The sequence below is a fragment of the Klebsiella sp. GL120222-02 genome, from assembly GCF_003097195.1.
Taxonomy (GTDB): domain Bacteria; phylum Pseudomonadota; class Gammaproteobacteria; order Enterobacterales; family Enterobacteriaceae; genus Klebsiella; species Klebsiella variicola.
Genome location: NZ_QEQO01000001.1, coordinates 11,975 through 29,942, shown reverse-complemented (window position 1 = coordinate 29,942; position 17,968 = coordinate 11,975). Strand labels below are relative to the sequence as shown.

Here is a 17,968-nt window from a genome sequence, read left to right as displayed (position 1 = left end):
GTCAAAATGAGTAGAAAAATTATTTTAGTAATTATCTGAATAGTAAGAACTAAATAGTGGTAAACATAAATTATAATAAACTAATCAAGATATCACTCGATACCCGTAAATTTAAGTAAAAAACCAGCGGTAATTTATCAAAATCTGTTACTTTACCGCCCTACGTTTTTATAATTATAACACCTGCATAAATGGAGATGGTTCATGACCCATGCACATGAGGCGGTAAAAACCCGCCATAAGGAGTCTTCCCTCGTCTTTCCGGTGCTGGCGCTGGCGGTGCTGTTTTTCTGGGGCAGCAGCCAGTCACTGCCAGTGGTTATCGCAATTAATATCCTCGCGCTGGTCGGTATTTTAAGCAGCGCCTTCAGCGTGGTCCGCCACGCCGACGTCCTCGCCCACCGCCTGGGCGAACCCTATGGCTCCCTGATTCTCAGTCTGTCGGTGGTTATCCTTGAGGTCAGTCTGATCTCCGCCTTAATGGCCACCGGCGACGCCGCGCCGACCCTGATGCGTGATACGCTCTACTCCATTATTATGATCGTCACCGGCGGTCTGGTCGGTTTCTCTCTGCTGCTGGGCGGGCGTAAATTTGCCACCCAATATATGAATCTGTTCGGCATTAAGCAGTATCTTATCGCCCTGTTTCCGCTGGCGATTATCGTGCTGGTGTTTCCGATGGCGCTGCCGGGCGCAAACTTCAGCACCGGGCAATCGCTGTTGGTGGCGGTGATCTCGGCGGCCATGTACGGCGTTTTCCTGCTGATTCAAACCAAAACCCATCAGAGTCTGTTTGTTTATGAGCATGAAGACGACAGCGACGATGACGACCCGCACCACGGTAAACCGTCTGCCCACAGCAGCGGGTGGCATACCGCCTGGCTGCTGGTGCACCTGGTGGCAGTGATCGCGGTCACCAAAATGAACGCCAATCCGCTGGAAACGCTGTTGACCAGCATGAACGCCCCGGTGGCCTTTACCGGCTTCCTGGTGGCCCTGCTGATCCTGTCGCCGGAAGGCCTTGGCGCCCTCAAAGCGGTGCTCAACAATCAGGTACAGCGGGCGATGAACCTGTTTTTCGGCTCCGTACTGGCCACCATCTCGCTGACGGTCCCGGTGGTCACCCTCATCGCCTTCCTGACCGGCAATGAGCTGCGCTTTGGCCTTGGCGCCCCGGAGATGGTGGTGATGGTCGCCTCGCTGGTGCTGTGCCATATCTCCTTCTCCACCGGGCGCACCAATGTGCTGAACGGCGCGGCCCACCTGGCGCTGTTCGCCGCCTATCTGATGACCATTTTCGCCTGACCCCGCTTACCCGCCCGGCGGAGTCCGGGCGAAAAAAAAGCCTGCCGGTGTTAACACCGGCAGGCTTTTTCTGTGATGCGGTCAGGCTTACTTGCTGGTATCCAGCTCGTCGAAGCTTTTCACCAGATCGTCAATCGCTTTCATCTGCTTGAGGAACGGCTCCAGTTTATCCAGCGGCAGCGCGGACGGGCCGTCGCATTTCGCGTGGTCCGGATCCGGATGCGCTTCGATAAACAGACCGGCGATACCTACCGCCATACCGGCGCGGGCCAGCTCGCTCACCTGCGCGCGGCGACCGCCGGAGGCAGCGCCAAACGGGTCGCGGCACTGCAGCGCGTGGGTGACGTCGAAGATAACCGGCGAGTTGTTGGAGGCTTTCTTCATCACGCCGAAGCCGAGCATATCCACGACCAGGTTGTCGTAACCGAAGTTAGCGCCGCGGTCGCAGAGGATCACTTTGTCGTTACCGCCTTCGATAAACTTATCGACGATATTGCCCATCTGACCCGGGCTGACGAACTGCGGCTTCTTGACGTTGATCACCGCCCCGGTTTTGGCCATCGCTTCCACCAGGTCAGTCTGGCGCGCGAGGAAGGCCGGAAGCTGGATCACGTCCACCACGTCAGCCACCGGCTGCGCCTGGCTGGCTTCATGAACGTCGGTGATGATTTTCACGCCAAAGGTCTGCTTCAGCTCCTGGAAAATCTTCATCCCTTCTTCCAGACCCGGACCACGATAGGAGTGGATGGAGGAACGGTTGGCTTTATCAAAGGAGGCTTTGAAGACGTAGGGGATGCCAAGCTTCTGCGTAACGGTGACGTAATGTTCACAGATGCGCATCGCCAGATCGCGCGACTCCAGCACGTTCATCCCGCCGAACAGCACGAACGGCAGGTCGTTCGCTACGTTGATATCACCAATGCTAACCACTTTTTGTTTCATAAGTTCGCCTTATCAGGGTGTAACCGGAATGGTTCCAGACTAATGCAATGTAATTTGTTTGTGCGAAATCGTGTTGATCTGCGCGCGGATCATCTCACTGATCGGATCCTCCGGGCACTGCTCAACGAAATAGCTCAGATCCAACAGCGCCACGTGATCGCAGTCCAACTGGGCGTATATCAGCCCGCGGTCGCGGATCTCATACGGATCTTCCGGGTTAAACTGCAGCAGCGCTTCGCTGGCGCGCAGAGCCAGCTCCATCTGCCGCTCTTCCATCAGCGCCGACTTCAGGGTGTCCAGCAGCTTGCGGATCACCTCGGCGTTATCCGCTTCGTCGAGATCTTCATTAAACAGTTCCGCCACCGGCCCGATGTTGCCCTTCAGCCATACCTCCAGGGTATGTTCGTCGAGGGTCTCGCCGTTAAACGGATTAATCAGCCACATCTCTTCGCTGGTTTCCGGATCCGCACGCAACAGCATTTGGGTCGGGAAGATCACCGGCACCACCGGCAGCGCCAGGCGCTGGGCGATCCACAGCAGGATCGCGCCTAACGACACCGCGCTCCCCTGACGGTTGACCAGCACTTTATCCAGCCATAACGCGTCGGAAAGACGATAAATGCCCTGCGACGCGCCAAAGCCCCACTCGTCGTAAAACAGCGCCAGCAGGCGTTCTATCTGGCGCTCCTGGTCCCACGACGGCGCAATCTCCTCCTGCGCGAGGCGCAGCAGCCGCTGCAGCTCTTCCTCGACAAAACGCGACGGAAAATCGTCGCGGACCTGTTCAGAAATGAGGACCATGCCATCACACAATGGCGCTTTGTTAAATTCGAAATCCGCTAATGACCCCATGCCCTACCCCAGTATCGGTATTCTTGTGATGGCGAGTTGAATGATAATAAACAACACCACCAGCGCCAGCAGGAACGCGATAAAACGGCTCTGCTGGCTGCGCGGACGACGGCGGCCCAGCGCGATAAAACCTAATGCGATGTAAATGATAACGCCAAACAGCTTTTCAGTCAGCCATGCGCCGTCTTCGGTGAACGGCAGGTAGTGCGTTATCGCCATTAAACCCGCACCGCTGAGAAACAGCAGCGTATCGCTGCAGTGCGGCGCAATTCGCACCCACCGCTGGTTCAGCAGCGGGCTCTGATGATACATCCACCAGTAACGTAAAACGAACAATCCTACCGACACCACCACGCTGGCGATGTGCAGGTAGAGGACAGCCGTGAATAAGTTCATCAGCCAACGTTCTCCATGTCGGGTAAACGTCCGAGAGTCAGACGTTCATTGTCGCCATAGTCGCGACAGGTCGCGACGTCGAGATAGCCCGCTTCGCGGAACAGGGCGCGAACCGCCTCGCCCTGGGTCCAGCCATGCTCCAGCAGCATCCAGCCGCCGGGCAGCAGATACTGCCGTCCCTCGCGGATAATCTGCGCCAGATCCGCCAGCCCCTGATCGGCAGCAACCAGCGCCGTCAACGGCTCAAAGCGCACATCGCCCTCGGCGAGATGCGTGTCGGCGCCGTCGATATAGGGTGGATTACTGACGATCATGGCAAAACGCTGCCCGGCCAGCGCGCTAAACCAGTCGCTTTGCCGTATCGTCACGTTAGCGATGTCCAGATGAGCGGCATTGCGCAATGCCAGCGCCACGGCGTCCGGCATCACATCCACCGCGGTGACCTCGCAATCCGGACGCTCGCTGGCCAGCGCCAGAGCAATGGCGCCGGTCCCGGTGCCGAGGTCGAGAATACGGCACGGCACGGCAGGCAGTCGCGCCAGCGCCTGCTCCACCAGACACTCGGTATCCGGTCGGGGGATCAGCGTCGCCGGGGAGACGAACAGCGGCAGCGACCAGAACTCACGCTGCCCAACCAGGTGGGCAATGGGTTCTCCGCGCTGACGTCGCTGCAGGAGCGCCTCCAGCGTCGTCGCCTCGTCAGCGGACAGCGTCGTTTCGCCGAAGGCCAAAATCCAGGTGCGCGCCCGGCCGGTAACATGTCCCAGCAGGATCTCGGCATCGCGTCGCGGGCTGTCGCTTTCACGCAGTCGGGCGATCGCCTGCTGCAGCCAGGCCTGAAAGGTCATCATTCCTGCTCGGACAGCGCCGCCAGCTGATCGGCCTGATATTCCTGAACAATTGGCTCAATCAGCATATCGAGTTTGCCTTCCATGGTTTCATCCAGACGATAAAGCGTCAGGTTGATGCGGTGGTCGGTCACGCGCCCCTGTGGGAAATTGTAAGTGCGGTTACGGTCGCTACGATCGCCGCTGCCCAGCAGGTTACGGCGCGTGGAGGCTTCCGCCTGCTGACGCTTGGCCACTTCGGCGGCGCGGATACGCGCCCCCAGCACTGACAACGCCTTGGCTTTGTTTTTATGCTGGGAACGTTCGTCCTGACACTCCACCACGATGCCGGTCGGCAGGTGAGTAATACGGATAGCTGAGTCGGTGGTGTTGACGTGCTGACCGCCCGCGCCGGAGGAGCGGAAAGTATCGATGCGCAGATCCGCCGGGTTAATGTCCGGCATTTCGGCTTCCGGCAGCTCCGGCATCACCGCCACGGTGCAGGCGGAGGTATGAATACGCCCCTGCGATTCGGTGGCCGGCACACGCTGCACGCGATGGCCGCCGGATTCAAATTTCAGCCGACCGTAAACGCCGTCGCCGCTGAATTTGGCGATCACCTCTTTGAAACCGCCGTGTTCACCTTCGTTGGCGCTGAGGATCTCCACCTGCCAGCGACGCGATTCCGCATAGCGGCTGTACATGCGGAACAGATCGCCGGCAAACAGCGCCGCTTCGTCACCGCCGGTTCCGGCGCGCACTTCCACGAAAGCGTTACGCTCGTCATCGGGATCTTTCGGCAACAGCAGCACCTGCAGCTGTTGCTCCAGCTGGTCGCCTTTTTCTTTGGCGTCACGCAGCTCTTCCTGCGCCATTTCGCGCATCTCCGGATCGTCGAGCATCATCTGCGCAGTTTCGATATCCTCCTGCACCTGACGCCAGTCGGTATAGCAGCGCGCCACATCGCTCAGTTGAGCATATTCCCGCGACAGCGCGCGGAATTTATCCTGATCGGCAATCGTCGCGGCATCGCCGAGCAGCGCCTGCACTTCTTCATGGCGCTCGTACAACGCTTCCAGTTTGGCAACAATAGAAGACTTCATAGGCGTGAATTCACCCTGTCCTGAAAATAAGAGAAAGGTGCGCTATTCCAGCCCGAGGCTGTTGCGCAGAATATGCAGGCGTTCGTCGTCCCCGTCACGGGCGGCCTGCTGAAGAGATTTGGTTGGCGCGTGGATCAGGCGGTTGGTCAGCTTGCGGGCCAGATCCTGCATAATTTCCTGGGCATCACCGCCCTGCTCCAGCGCGGCCAGCGCCTTCGCGGTCAGCTCCTCACGGACCTGCTCAGACTGAGAACGGTATTCGCGAATCGTCTCGCTGGCGCTCTGCGCGCGCAGCCAGGCCATAAATTCGCTGGTCTCCTGCTCGACGATCGATTCCGCCTGCACCGCCGCGGCTTTACGCTGCGCCAGGTTATGCTGAATGATGTTTTGCAGATCGTCGACGCTGTAAAGGTAGGCGTTGGCCAGTTTGCCGACCTCCGGTTCGACATCGCGCGGAACGGCGATATCCACCAGCAGCATCGGCTGGTTACGCCGCGCCTTAAGCGCGCGCTCCACCATGCCTTTGCCGATGATCGGCAGCGGGCTGGCGGTGGAGCTGATAATAATGTCGGCCTCTTTCAGCCGTTCGTCGATATCGCTGAGGGCAATCACCTCGGCGCCCACTTCGTCCGCCAGCGCCTGGGCGCGTTCGCGGGTGCGGTTGGCAATCACCATTTTGCGCACGTGATGTTCGCGAAGATGGCGCGCCACCAGTTCGATGGTTTCACCGGCGCCGACCAGTAACACGGTGACGCTGGAGAGCGATTCAAAGATTTGCCGCGCCAGGGTACAGGCGGCGAACGCGACGGAAACGGCGCTGGCGCCGATATCGGTTTCGGTACGCACACGCTTTGCCACCGAGAACGATTTCTGGAACATCCGCTCCAGTTCGCTGACGTTCAGATGACCGCGGCTGGAATCAGCAAACGCTTTTTTCACCTGGCCGAGGATCTGCGGCTCGCCCAGCACCAGCGAATCGAGGCCGCTGGCGACGCGCATCAGATGGCTGACGGCGTCATTATCCTGGTGCCAGTAGAGGCTCTTACGCAGGTCTTCTTCGTTGAGGCCGTGATAGTTGCACAGCCAGCGGATCAGCGCTTCCTGCAGATTGTCCTGCTCTTCGACGCTGAGATAGAGTTCCGTGCGGTTGCAGGTCGACAGCACTACCCCCCCCTGCACCATCGGCTGAGCCAGCAAGCTCTCCAGCGCCTGATCGAGCGTTTCCGGCGAAAACGTCACACGTTCTCGCAGGTCGACCGGCGCTGTTTTGTGATTGATGCCAAGAGCTAAAAGGGTCATTGTGAGGGAGTAGTACCAGCGTTGCTAAGGTTAGTCTGAGTGCATCATACAGGATGCGCGTAATCAATAAAAGAGAGGCTCCCCTTTTGGAGTAATAGCCAAAGCAAGACCGCCATTAACGTTAATTTTTTGATTTCAGACAACTTGAACGTAGACGCTATCGCCCGGCGACGCTAGCATTAAGGGTTATAAATGTAACCTGCTACACAAATCGGCCCGCTGTTCCCCTGCCGCCGTTTTTCCCTGTAGACATCAAGGATTTGTCATCATTATGAATCGACTGTTCCGCTTGCTGCCGCTGGCCAGCCTCGTCCTCACCGCCTGTTCTCTTCATACGCCGCAAGGGCCTGGCAAAAGCCCGGATTCGCCGCAGTGGCGTCAGCACCAGCAGGCTGTTCGCAGCCTCAACCAGTTCCAGACTCGCGGGGCGTTTGCCTATCTTTCCGATGAGCAAAAAGTCTATGCTCGCTTCTTCTGGCAACAGACCGGCCAGGACCGCTATCGCCTGCTGCTGACCAACCCGCTGGGCAGCACCGAGCTGTCGCTGACCGCGCAGCCAGGCAGCGTGCAGCTGATCGATAACAAAGGCCAGACCTACACCGCCACCGATGCCGAAGAGATGATCGGCCGCCTGACCGGGATGCCGATCCCGCTGAACAGCCTGCGCCAGTGGATCATCGGCCTGCCGGGCGACGCCACCGACTATTCGCTGGACGATCAGTACCGTCTGCGTGAACTTAACTACACGCAAAATGGCAAAACCTGGCACGTCACCTACGGCGGCTACACCAGCGATACCCAGCCAGCCCTGCCGTCTAATGTCGAGCTGAACAATGGCGCTCAGCGCATCAAGCTGAAGATGGATAACTGGATCGTGAAATGATGAGCCGCTGGCCCTCTCCTGCAAAACTGAATCTGTTTTTATATATCACCGGCCAGCGGGCCGATGGCTACCATACCCTGCAGACGCTGTTTCAGTTTCTCGACTATGGCGACACCTTGACAATCGAACCGCGAACTGACGGTCAACTGCGCCTGCTGACGCCGGTGGCCGGCGTGCCGGACGAGGAGAACCTGATCGTTCGCGCTGCGCGTCTGCTGATGCGTGCCGCCAGCGAAAGCGACCGCCTGCCGGCGGGTAGCGGCGCCGATATCAGTGTCGACAAGCGCCTGCCGATGGGCGGCGGCCTGGGCGGCGGCTCATCCAATGCCGCCACCGTGCTGGTGGCGCTCAACCATCTCTGGGGCTGCGGTCTCTCGGAAGAGGAGCTGGCGACCCTGGGCCTTCAGCTGGGGGCCGATGTGCCGGTCTTCGTGCGCGGTCATGCCGCCTTTGCCGAAGGAGTCGGCGAAATTCTGACGCCGGTGGAGCCCGAGGAAAAATGGTACCTGGTGGCGCACCCGGGGGTCAGTATTCCGACGCCAGTCATTTTTCGCGATCCGGAGCTACCACGAAATACCCCGCGCCGGTCAATTAATACGTTATTAAATTGTGAATTCAGCAACGATTGCGAGCTTATCGCAAGAAAACGTTTTCGCGAGGTTGATGCAGCGCTTTCCTGGCTGTTAGAATATGCGCCGTCACGCCTGACCGGCACAGGGGCCTGTGTGTTTGCTGAATTTAACACCGAATCCGCTGCCCGTCAGGTGCTGGACACTGCCCCGGCATGGCTAAATGGCTTTGTAGCGCGCGGAGTTAACCTCTCGCCGCTCAAGCAGGCCCTGCTCTGAATCCTGCGCCGTGATGGCGCAACGATAACGAGTCAACCGGGGAAATTGAGTTACGGTGACAACGTCACCCTGTTCCAGACGTTGCATCGTGCTCTTTAAATACACCGACTGGATCGAATGGCGCCAGCCCGCACATTATTGGCCCACTCATCCACCACTGGACGCATGCCTGAGGTTCTTCTCGTGCCTGATATGAAGCTTTTTGCTGGTAACGCCACCCCGGAACTAGCACAACGTATTGCCAACCGCCTGTACACTTCTCTTGGCGACGCCGCTGTAGGTCGTTTTAGCGACGGCGAAGTCAGCGTACAAATCAATGAAAACGTACGCGGTGGTGATATTTTCATCATCCAGTCCACTTGTGCTCCCACCAATGACAACCTGATGGAACTGGTTGTTATGGTTGATGCTCTGCGTCGTGCTTCGGCAGGTCGTATCACCGCCGTTATCCCTTACTTCGGTTATGCTCGCCAGGACCGTCGTGTTCGTTCTGCTCGTGTGCCAATCACCGCGAAAGTGGTGGCGGATTTCCTGTCCAGCGTCGGCGTTGACCGCGTGCTGACCGTTGACCTGCACGCAGAACAGATCCAGGGCTTCTTCGATGTGCCAGTTGATAACGTGTTCGGCAGCCCAATCCTGCTGGAAGATATGCTGCAGCTGAACCTGGACAACCCGATTGTGGTTTCTCCGGACATCGGCGGCGTCGTGCGTGCCCGCGCTATCGCTAAACTGCTGAATGATACCGATATGGCTATCATCGACAAGCGCCGTCCGCGCGCCAACGTCTCCCAGGTGATGCATATCATCGGCGACGTGGCTGGTCGTGACTGCGTGATGGTCGACGATATGATCGACACCGGCGGCACCCTGTGTAAAGCGGCAGAAGCGCTGAAAGAGCGTGGCGCGAAACGCGTATTCGCTTACGCCACGCACCCGATCTTCTCCGGTAACGCTATCCAGAACATCAAAAACTCTGTGATTGATGAATTTGTCGTTTGCGATACCATTCCGCTGGCACCCGAAATTAAAGCGCTGGATAAAGTGCGTACTCTGACGCTCTCCGGTATGCTGGCTGAAGCTATTCGCCGTATCAGCAATGAAGAATCTATCTCTGCTATGTTCGAACATTAATCGAGCCGAGCATAAAAACCCGCTGCGGCGGGTTTTTTTGTCTCTGAATTTTTAATTCTTCCACAAAATCATTTGGCATGCGTCAAGGCGGCAAGTGAATGAATCCCCGGGAGCGTACAGGCAGTACGTGACCGGGGTAAATGAACGCAGCCAACACAGAGGCATCCCGAAGGATGACGTGGAAATGACCAATGCCTCCTTCACCTGCCATTTAGTTGACAGATGATGCGCTCATGGATGAAACATTATTGTGAACAGATTATTTTCCTCACATGTGATGCCTTTCCGCGCCCTCATCGACGCTTGTTGGAAAGAAAAGTACACCACCGCCCGCTTTACCCGCGACCTGATCGCCGGGATCACCGTCGGGATCATTGCGATTCCGCTGGCGATGGCGCTGGCGATTGGCAGCGGTGTGCCGCCGCAGTACGGCCTCTATACTTCAGCGGTGGCAGGGATTGTGATCGCCTTAACCGGCGGGTCGCGCTTTAGCGTTTCCGGTCCGACCGCCGCCTTTGTGGTGATCCTCTATCCGGTTTCCCAGCAGTTTGGTCTGGCGGGGCTACTGGTGGCGACGCTGATGTCGGGGATCTTTTTAATTCTCTTTGGTCTGGCGCGCTTTGGCCGTCTGATCGAATATATCCCGCTGTCGGTGACTCTCGGTTTCACCTCCGGGATCGGTATCACCATCGGTACCATGCAGATTAAAGACTTCCTCGGCCTGCAGATGCCCCATGTGCCGGAGCATTACCTGCAGAAAGTGGCGGCGCTGGCGATGGCCCTGCCAACGATTAACCCCGGCGATGCAGCCATCGGCGTCGTCACCCTTGGCACCTTGATCCTCTGGCCGCGGCTGGGTATCCGTCTGCCGGGCCACCTTCCGGCGCTGCTGGCCGGCTGCGCGGTGATGCTGGTGGTTAATTTGCTCGGCGGCGATGTCGCCACAATTGGCTCGCAGTTCCACTATCAGCTGGCAGACGGCACTCAGGGCAACGGTATTCCGCAACTTTTGCCGCAGCTGGTATTGCCCTGGGATATGCCGGGTTCAAACTTTACCCTGAGCTGGGCCTCGCTGCAGGCTCTGCTGCCTGCCGCGTTCTCCATGGCGATGCTCGGCGCCATTGAATCTCTGCTGTGCGCGGTGGTGCTTGATGGCATGACCGGTACCAAGCATAAAGCCAACAGCGAGCTGATTGGCCAGGGGCTGGGCAACATCGTTGCGCCGTTCTTCGGCGGGATCACTGCCACCGCGGCGATTGCCCGCTCGGCGGCAAACGTCCGCGCCGGCGCCACATCGCCGGTGGCCGCCGTGATCCACGCCCTGCTGGTGATCCTGGCGCTGCTGATCCTCGCCCCGCTGCTCTCCTGGCTGCCGCTGTCGGCGATGGCCGCCCTGCTGCTGATGGTGGCATGGAATATGAGCGAGGCGCATAAAGTGATCAACCTGCTGCGCCACGCACCGAAAGACGACATCGTGGTGATGCTGATGTGCATGTCGCTGACGGTGCTGTTTGATATGGTGATTGCCATCAGCGTCGGGATCGTGCTGGCCTCGCTGCTGTTTATGCGCCGTATCGCGCGCATGACCCATCTGGCGCCGGTCAACGTCGAGGTGCCAGACGATGTGCTGGTGCTGCGGGTGATTGGGCCGCTGTTCTTTGCCGCCGCCGAAGGCTTGTTCAACGACCTGGAGACCCGGATCGCCGGCAAGCGCATCGTGGTGCTGAAATGGGACGCGGTGCCGGTTCTCGACGCCGGTGGTCTGGATGCCTTCCAGCGCTTTGTGAACAAACTGCCGGAAGGCTGTGAATTGCGCGTATCTAACCTCGAGTTTCAGCCGCTGCGCACGTTAGCGCGCGCCGGCGTCAAGCCGCTGCCCGGACGCCTGAGCTTCTACCCCGATCGTCAGGCCGCGCTGGCTGACCTGTGATCACCCGGCGGCAGGCCCCTGCGCCTGCCGCATCAAGGCTCCGGTCGCCTGCTGCAGCCAGCTCAGCACCGCCGGCGTCATCCAGGTGCCCTTCATCAAATGCGGCTCCTGCTCCATTGCCCGACGAAACTTCTGCAACGTCTGCGGCCGGGTACCGGCGTAGGACTGAAACAGTTCAAGCCACGCCCGGGCCAGCGCCTGACCCGACGCCGAGTCCGGCGCTACGCCCTCCCGGCACGCCTGATGCAGCTTCGCCACCAGCGCAGGCCACTCCTGTAGCCGGTCGAAATAGTGTCGGCGGGTGAACGCCATCTCCTCGTCGTCGAGGTAACGAGCCCAGATGGCCAGTTTGCTTTCGGCAAAGGCCTCGGTGATAAAGGCGATGATGGCCGGGGTGACGCCGGTCTGTTCAACCATTTGCGGCTCGGCGGCATGCATCTCGTTCAGGCGGGTCAGAAACTCCGGGCGCCCTGCCGTATCCTGCTCCAGGCGCTCCATCCAGCGCGTCGCCAGACTCATCGCCTGCGGACTGTCCGTCGGGCAGCCGCTCGCCATCAGCGTCTGCACCTCCTCTGTTAGCTCGCGCCACGCCTGCGCGCGCTGTTCATCCTGTGCCGCAAACGGCAGCGCGGCTAACTCCTGTTGACTAAACCAACGATCGTACATTTTCATTAACTCCAGCGTCTGTAGCCAGGACTCCAGATCGGGTTCATTGCCGCCCGCCAGCGCCTCGCGCAGCACCAACAGCCGGTCGCGCAGCCTGCCGACATCGCGCAATTGGGCGTTGAGCGTCTCTATCTGCTGCGTCAGCAGCTCGGGTAGCGACAGCGTTTGCCGATCGAGATAGTCCTTGATGGTGGCGAGCGTCAGCCCGGCCTGCGCCAGCGCCTTTATCATATGCAGGCGCTGAACCGCGGACAGGTTATAGAGCCGATAGCCCGCCTCGCTTCTGGCCGAAGGCGTTAACAGCCCCGTCTGTTCATAATGATGCAGCGTACGCACCGTCATTCCGGCGCGCTTCGCCAGCTCTCCCACCTGAATTAACATGACTGCTCCTCTCTGTGGCCAGGTCCGCTACTCTGCTGCCTGACGTAACGTCAGGGTCAAGCGAAAACCTCATTTGCTATTCATTGTGGCGGCAACCTTAGCAGCACGGAGGTCAGGACGGAATGGGGTCGTATGGTGATGGGGAAAAGAGGAGGAAATAACGAGAGTCACAGGAAAACGCATCGGCCTTCAGGGGCCGATGCGGGAAATCATGCTACGGTTAGCTGTGGCGATGCTGATTACGACGGCAGCGTTTATCATAGTGGCGCACCCACCAGTAGCGGTCGCTGACCTGCTCGTGGCCGCCAATACGGGCACCGGCCAGCCAGAGCACGGCGCCAACGAAGATGCTTAAGATTGCGCCATGTGCAAAGAATTGCGGCAGGTTAAGCTGCGGAAGCTGGTTCAGAATGGAGTAACCTACCCCCACAACCATCACCACCAACCCTAACCCCATGAGTACGTTACCGAGTAACGAAGCGTTTTTGCGTTTCATGTGTCACCTCCGGACTTTGGGTTGCCAGGGAATATCCCCAAATCTTATAGGTGTAGTATAGACAGGGTCCCTGCCCTGGAGTGCGCCCACGATCACATTAGTGAACACCGATTAGACAAATATTTACAAATAAGCCTCTGAACAATATCAAATTCTAATGATTCAGGTGGGTAATCATCAATGCTGGTATTGTCTCATGGGCAGAACTTTGTCAAGCGCGCCCGCAGACAGTACACTACGCGGCAGAGAATGCCCCATGCAGGAAAGAAAACGTGACCATTAAACTGATTGTCGGCCTGGCCAACCCCGGTGCGGAATATGCCGCCACCCGGCACAACGCTGGCGCCTGGTATGTAGATTTACTGGCGGATCGCCATCGTGCGCCGCTGCGCGAAGAGAGCAAGTTCTTCGGCTACACCTCGCGCATCAATCTGGCGGGCGAAGACGTTCGCCTGCTGGTTCCTACGACGTTTATGAACCTCAGCGGTAAAGCAGTGGCTGCAATGGCGACCTTTTATCGCATTAACCCGGATGAAATTCTGGTCGCCCATGATGAGCTGGATTTGCCGCCCGGGGTGGCGAAATTCAAGCTTGGCGGTGGCCATGGCGGCCACAACGGCCTAAAGGACATCATCAGTAAGCTCGGCAATAACCCGAACTTTCACCGCTTACGCGTCGGGATCGGCCATCCGGGTGACAAAAACAAGGTTGTCGGCTTTGTACTCGGCAAACCGCCGGCCAGCGAGCAGAAACTGATTGATGATGCTGTCGACGAAGCGGCGCGCTGCACCGAAATCTGGTTAAAGGACGGGCTGACCAAAGCCACCAACCGCTTACATGCCTTTAAGGCGCAATAAGCCGTTGTCGTGCGGCATTTTTGCCGCGCACCGTGTATAATAGGCAAAGCTATTCAATTTTCTGCAATCTGTTGCTTATAACAGATTGATTATCCAAAGATTAAGGTGATTTAAATCATGGGATTCAAATGCGGTATCGTCGGTTTGCCCAACGTCGGCAAATCCACCCTGTTCAATGCGCTCACCAAAGCGGGTATTGAAGCGGCCAACTTCCCCTTCTGTACCATTGAGCCGAACACCGGTGTCGTACCGATGCCCGATCCGCGTCTGGACAAGCTGGCTGAAATCGTCAAACCGCAGCGCATCCTGCCGACGACGATGGAATTCGTTGATATCGCGGGCCTGGTGAAAGGCGCGTCCAAAGGCGAAGGTCTTGGCAACCAGTTTCTGACCAACATCCGTGAAACCGAAGCCATCGGTCACGTGGTTCGCTGCTTTGAAAACGACAACATTATCCACGTTAACAACAAAGTGGATCCGGCTGACGACATCGACGTTATCAACACCGAGCTGGCACTCTCCGATCTGGACACCTGCGAGCGCGCTATCCACCGTGTGCAGAAGAAAGCTAAAGGCGGCGATAAAGACGCTAAAGCTGAGCTGGCGGCGCTGGAAAAATGCCTGCCGCAGCTGGAAAATGCCGGCATGCTGCGTTCACTGAAAAACCTGACCGACGAAGACAAAGCAGCGATTAAATACCTCAGCTTCCTGACGCTGAAGCCGACCATGTATATCGCCAACGTCAATGAAGACGGCTTTGAGAATAACCCTTATCTCGATAAAGTCCGTGAAATTGCCGCCGCCGAAGGTTCTGTGGTCGTCGCCGTTTGCGCCGCCGTTGAGTCCGATATTGCCGAGCTGGACGACGCTGACCGCGACGAGTTTATGGCCGAGCTGGGTCTCGAAGAGCCAGGCCTCAACCGCGTGATCCGCGCCGGTTACGAGCTGCTGAATCTGCAGACCTACTTCACCGCTGGGGTGAAGGAAGTTCGCGCATGGACCATCCCGGTCGGGGCAACCGCGCCGCAGGCAGCCGGTAAGATCCACACTGACTTCGAAAAAGGTTTTATCCGCGCGCAGACCATCGCCTATGAAGACTTTATTACCTACAAAGGCGAACAGGGTGCAAAAGAAGCCGGTAAAATGCGTGCTGAAGGTAAAGACTACATCGTGAAAGATGGCGATGTGATGAACTTCCTGTTCAACGTCTGATCCCGCTGGCTGGCGTTTTCGCCACCACCGCGTCATAAAAATCCACGCAGCGGCGTGGATTTTTTTTTCCCGGACGACACGCTACTCCACAATATGGGTCTCTTCAGCCGCCTCATAGCCATCAACGATCTGCACAATTTTCTTTAACTCGCCCTCGATGAAAGCCGGGGTGGCGCTTTCCCCTGAGGCCGGGTGATGAAGCTCGACCGAGATGCCGCTGGCGGCATTGGTCAGTGACAGACTGATCTCCTGCTGGCTCGCTGCGGACGATGGTCGCCCGATTTGCTGCACGATGGCCGCCGCCGCCGCGCGCGTATCAACGTCTGCGAGATGCCCCCACCTCATTTCAACATGTCCCTGCTGCCCTGCCTTTATCACCTGCAGCGTATAGCCGCTTCTTGCCGTTGCCATGTCTTTTCCTCCGGTTTCGTTGCCCGGGCGTCACATTATCAGCCCGGTTTTATCAGCAAAGTTCGTTCACGTGCGCCTTGCCGTTAATGACTCTTTTCCACATAGGTCTGCATGTTTTCTTTGGTCACTAACTCAAACGGGATCCAGACATGAGACTCGACCTTTTCTCCTTTAATCAGCTTCAGCGCTACCGCTAAGGCCGTTTTGCCCTGACCGACGGCGTCCTGGAAGACCGTCACCTGGATCTTATCGCTGGCCAGGGCTTTCAGCCCGTCCGGCGTGGCGTCGATCCCACCGATCAACAGCTTCTTCTGGCTCTTCTCCAGCGCCATCGCCGCGCCAATCGCCATCTCATCGTTGTTCGCCGCCACAATATCAATCGCTTCCCCGTTGCCTGTCCAGTTCTGCATCAGATCCATTCCCTCGCTGCGGGAATAGTTGGCCGGCTGTTTCTGCACCACTTTCATTGCCGGATATTTGGCCACCACCTGCTCGACGTCTTTGGTGCGCTGCAGCGCGCCGGCGTCAGTGAGATTGCCGATCATGATGGCGACATTGCCTTTGTAGTTCGCCAGCTTCGCCAGCGCCTCCATCTGCAATGTGCCGGACTCCCGCTCGTCCGAACCGACAAACACCACGCCAGGCGGTAACGTTTTATCCCCCGGCGTCCGGTTCACATACACCAGCGGCATTTTGGCCTGCTGTGCCATCTTCGTCAGCTGCGGGGTGCTGGCGGAGTCCACCGGGTCGACGATGATCGCGTCCACGCCAGAGGCGATAAAGCTCTGCACCTGATCGGCCTGACGTCCGGTGTCGCCGCGGGCGTCTTCAAACTGCACGTCGACGTGGCGGGCTTGAGCTTCTTTCTCAATGGACTGGCGGATAATGGTGAGAAAGTTTTGATCGAAGTAGGCCATTGAGACGCCGATCTTCTCCGCCAAAGCCGAGGCGGAACAGGCAAGTAACCCCACTAACAGGATGATTTTACAGTGCTTCATAGCATGCCCTCAGAGGTCGAAATGAAATTTTCAATATAAACACAAATGGTATATTTAAATCATTTTCAGACTACGAAGGGCGTTCGGTTCTTGCAATCATGATGTAAAGAAAATGTTGCCATGCGCACACTTTATTTCACCGCCTCACTCACTGAGGACTTACCGGTAGGGGGATCTCAGCGGGCGGCGCCTGCTTTCGCTTCAGCAGGGCATACTCCACGATCAGCTGTTGCAGATGCAGCTCCGCGAGGCTTCCCCGGGCGGCAGGCCAGGGTTGATCAACGGGAAGCGCGGCCAGCTGGCGTAGCTCCTCCTCCAGCGGAACGGCGCGGTTAAACGACTGCATGATGGCAAACACTGCGGTTTTCAGTTCGCTCACCGTGAGGTATCTCCCCTTCTGCTCGTCGAGGGTATTGAGCTGGCCGGCGACTCAGGGCCTGCCGGACCAGCTGGTCGCCGTAGCTTACCGCCCAGTCCGGCGCCAGGCGGGCGAGCTCGCCAAGCTGGCGCTGCGTCTGAGGCAGATCCACCGGCATCAGGGGAGATGCCCCCGGCAGGCCCGGTATCACATTTTGGGTCACCGAAATGGGCGGTAAATCGGACTGACGCAACGCCAGCCATCCACCGACGGCGATGCCCGTCACCGCCAGCATGGTGACCATCCCGGCGACAAACGGCTTCCAGCGCGGCGCGGTTGCCGGAGAAGACGCCACCACTGGCGCGGGCCGCTTTGCAGGTAAAGGCGGCGCAAGCGGCTCAGCCTTTGGTCTACGTTTTAGTTCTGGCACTGGTTCAACCTTCGCCGCATCCTCTTCGCTGACCAGAGCGCCGGGAAGTTCCGCGTCAGACACCGCCACCGGCGGCGCGGTGGGGAGCGCTGGCGCAGGGTCGAGATTCTCGAAGCGGCTTACCGTGCTGTGCAACAGCGCCCGCAGGTCGCTCAGCGAGTTTTCAGGCGCGATCTCAAGGCGCTGGAGCACTGCGTCGAAGCTTTGCAGCGAACGTTCAGCCTGACCAAGCGACTCGAGATCCGCCGGGGCGAGACTGAGAGTGCGGAGCACCTGCCGCAGCCGCTTGCTCAGGGTGCGGAAGATCTCTGTCTGGGCCGGGAGCGCCTGCGGCCACAGGTTTTTCCCCTGGTGGGCCAGCAGCGACTCCATTAGCGACAGCCCCTCGTGGATCCCTGCCAGCCCGCCCAGCCTGGCGCGGGCCAGCGTATACCAGGCGACAGTCTGCAGATCCGCGCCGTGATGCTCCAGCAGCGAGCGGGCAAGCTGCTCGGCATACGGCCAGTTAATATCCGGCCGCGCCGGGTGGCTGAGCTTGTTCATTTCCGCACGCAGGGCAATAAAATCAGCCAGCGTGCGCGGGTCGCCACCGGTTTTATAGTGGCGTTCGTCGTGTGTTGTCATCATGATGTCTTTCAGCGAG

The 17,968-nt window shown here is 58.4% G+C and carries 17 protein-coding genes and 1 pseudogene; 7 read left to right on the top strand and 11 right to left on the bottom strand.

Annotation, left to right across the window (positions count from 1 at the left end):
• Nucleotides 1-204: 204 nt before the first annotated feature.
• Nucleotides 205-1,305: a sodium-potassium/proton antiporter ChaA gene (chaA, locus tag N438_RS00150; RefSeq protein ID WP_008804391.1), complete on the top strand. Its 1,101-nt coding sequence runs from the start codon at nt 205-207 to the stop codon at nt 1,303-1,305.
• Nucleotides 1,306-1,392: 87 nt separating this feature from the next.
• Here the strand turns inward: chaA and kdsA are convergent, their stop codons facing one another.
• From kdsA to hemA, 6 genes are read right to left on the bottom strand one after another with little or no spacing between them, the layout of a single operon-like run.
• Nucleotides 1,393-2,247, bottom strand: a complete 855-nt coding sequence (gene kdsA, locus N438_RS00145; protein ID WP_002910393.1) for a 3-deoxy-8-phosphooctulonate synthase — start codon at nt 2,245-2,247, stop codon at nt 1,393-1,395.
• Between the two features lie 39 nt (nt 2,248-2,286).
• Nucleotides 2,287-3,099: an invasion regulator SirB1 gene (gene sirB1, locus N438_RS00140; protein ID WP_008804390.1), complete on the bottom strand. Its 813-nt coding sequence runs from the start codon at nt 3,097-3,099 to the stop codon at nt 2,287-2,289.
• 3 nt (nt 3,100-3,102) lie between these two features.
• Entirely contained in the window at nt 3,103-3,495 is a 393-nt protein-coding gene (sirB2, locus tag N438_RS00135) for an invasion regulator SirB2 (protein WP_008804389.1), read from the bottom strand.
• A complete protein-coding gene (gene prmC, locus N438_RS00130; RefSeq protein WP_116696005.1) occupies nt 3,495-4,343 on the bottom strand; it encodes a peptide chain release factor N(5)-glutamine methyltransferase in 849 nt (282 codons plus the stop codon). Before prmC ends, sirB2 begins: the two co-directional genes overlap by 1 nt.
• Nucleotides 4,343-5,425 (bottom strand): peptide chain release factor 1, encoded by a 1,083-nt coding sequence (gene prfA / locus N438_RS00125; protein WP_008804387.1) that lies wholly within the window; start codon nt 5,423-5,425, stop codon nt 4,343-4,345. Before prfA ends, prmC begins: the two co-directional genes overlap by 1 nt.
• Before the next feature lie 42 nt (nt 5,426-5,467).
• Nucleotides 5,468-6,724 (bottom strand): glutamyl-tRNA reductase, encoded by a 1,257-nt coding sequence (gene hemA, locus N438_RS00120; protein ID WP_012541339.1) that lies wholly within the window; start codon nt 6,722-6,724, stop codon nt 5,468-5,470.
• Between the two features lie 271 nt (nt 6,725-6,995).
• Between hemA and lolB the strand changes: the two genes are divergently transcribed.
• The 4 genes from lolB (at nt 6,996) to dauA (ending at nt 11,516) form a co-directional block, all read left to right on the top strand.
• On the top strand, nt 6,996-7,607 hold the full coding sequence (gene lolB / locus N438_RS00115; protein ID WP_008804385.1) for a lipoprotein insertase outer membrane protein LolB: 612 nt from the start codon (nt 6,996-6,998) through the stop codon (nt 7,605-7,607).
• Nucleotides 7,607-8,455 carry a 4-(cytidine 5'-diphospho)-2-C-methyl-D-erythritol kinase gene (gene ispE / locus N438_RS00110; RefSeq protein ID WP_012541338.1) on the top strand — a complete coding sequence of 283 codons (849 nt, stop codon included), beginning with the start codon at nt 7,607-7,609 and terminating at the stop codon, nt 8,453-8,455. Before lolB ends, ispE begins: the two co-directional genes overlap by 1 nt.
• Nucleotides 8,456-8,638: 183 nt before the next feature.
• Nucleotides 8,639-9,586 carry a ribose-phosphate diphosphokinase gene (prs, locus tag N438_RS00100; RefSeq protein ID WP_002910407.1) on the top strand — a complete coding sequence of 316 codons (948 nt, stop codon included), beginning with the start codon at nt 8,639-8,641 and terminating at the stop codon, nt 9,584-9,586.
• 250 nt (nt 9,587-9,836) lie between these two features.
• Nucleotides 9,837-11,516, top strand: coding sequence for a C4-dicarboxylic acid transporter DauA (gene dauA, locus N438_RS00095; protein ID WP_071787626.1), 1,680 nt, complete (start codon nt 9,837-9,839; stop codon nt 11,514-11,516).
• On the opposite strand, the gene N438_RS00090 is transcribed toward dauA, so the two are convergent.
• Together N438_RS00090 and ychH are read right to left on the bottom strand one after the other, a co-directional pair.
• The gene (locus N438_RS00090) at nt 11,517-12,563 is read right to left on the bottom strand and encodes a MerR family transcriptional regulator (protein WP_012541336.1); all 1,047 of its coding nucleotides are present in this window, start codon (nt 12,561-12,563) and stop codon (nt 11,517-11,519) included.
• A gap of 220 nt (nt 12,564-12,783) precedes the next feature.
• Nucleotides 12,784-13,059 (bottom strand): stress-induced protein YchH, encoded by a 276-nt coding sequence (ychH, locus tag N438_RS00085; RefSeq protein WP_002910437.1) that lies wholly within the window; start codon nt 13,057-13,059, stop codon nt 12,784-12,786.
• Between the two features lie 272 nt (nt 13,060-13,331).
• Here ychH and pth point away from each other — a divergent pair, with 272 nt between their 5' ends.
• Nucleotides 13,332-13,916, top strand: a complete 585-nt coding sequence (gene pth / locus N438_RS00080) for an aminoacyl-tRNA hydrolase (protein ID WP_004180389.1) — start codon at nt 13,332-13,334, stop codon at nt 13,914-13,916.
• Between the two features lie 117 nt (nt 13,917-14,033).
• Nucleotides 14,034-15,128, top strand: a complete 1,095-nt coding sequence (gene ychF / locus N438_RS00075; RefSeq protein ID WP_008804380.1) for a redox-regulated ATPase YchF — start codon at nt 14,034-14,036, stop codon at nt 15,126-15,128.
• Nucleotides 15,129-15,209: 81 nt separating this feature from the next.
• Here ychF and N438_RS00070 read toward each other — a convergent pair whose 3' ends face one another.
• From N438_RS00070 to N438_RS00060, 3 genes and pseudogenes are all read right to left on the bottom strand, one after another.
• Nucleotides 15,210-15,539, bottom strand: coding sequence for a DUF1869 domain-containing protein (locus N438_RS00070; RefSeq protein WP_008804379.1), 330 nt, complete (start codon nt 15,537-15,539; stop codon nt 15,210-15,212).
• Nucleotides 15,540-15,622: 83 nt separating this feature from the next.
• Nucleotides 15,623-16,537, bottom strand: a complete 915-nt coding sequence (locus N438_RS00065) for a sugar ABC transporter substrate-binding protein (protein ID WP_012541334.1) — start codon at nt 16,535-16,537, stop codon at nt 15,623-15,625.
• A gap of 131 nt (nt 16,538-16,668) precedes the next feature.
• Nucleotides 16,669-17,952, bottom strand: a pseudogene (locus N438_RS00060) (VasL domain-containing protein).
• Nucleotides 17,953-17,968 lie beyond the last annotated feature (16 nt).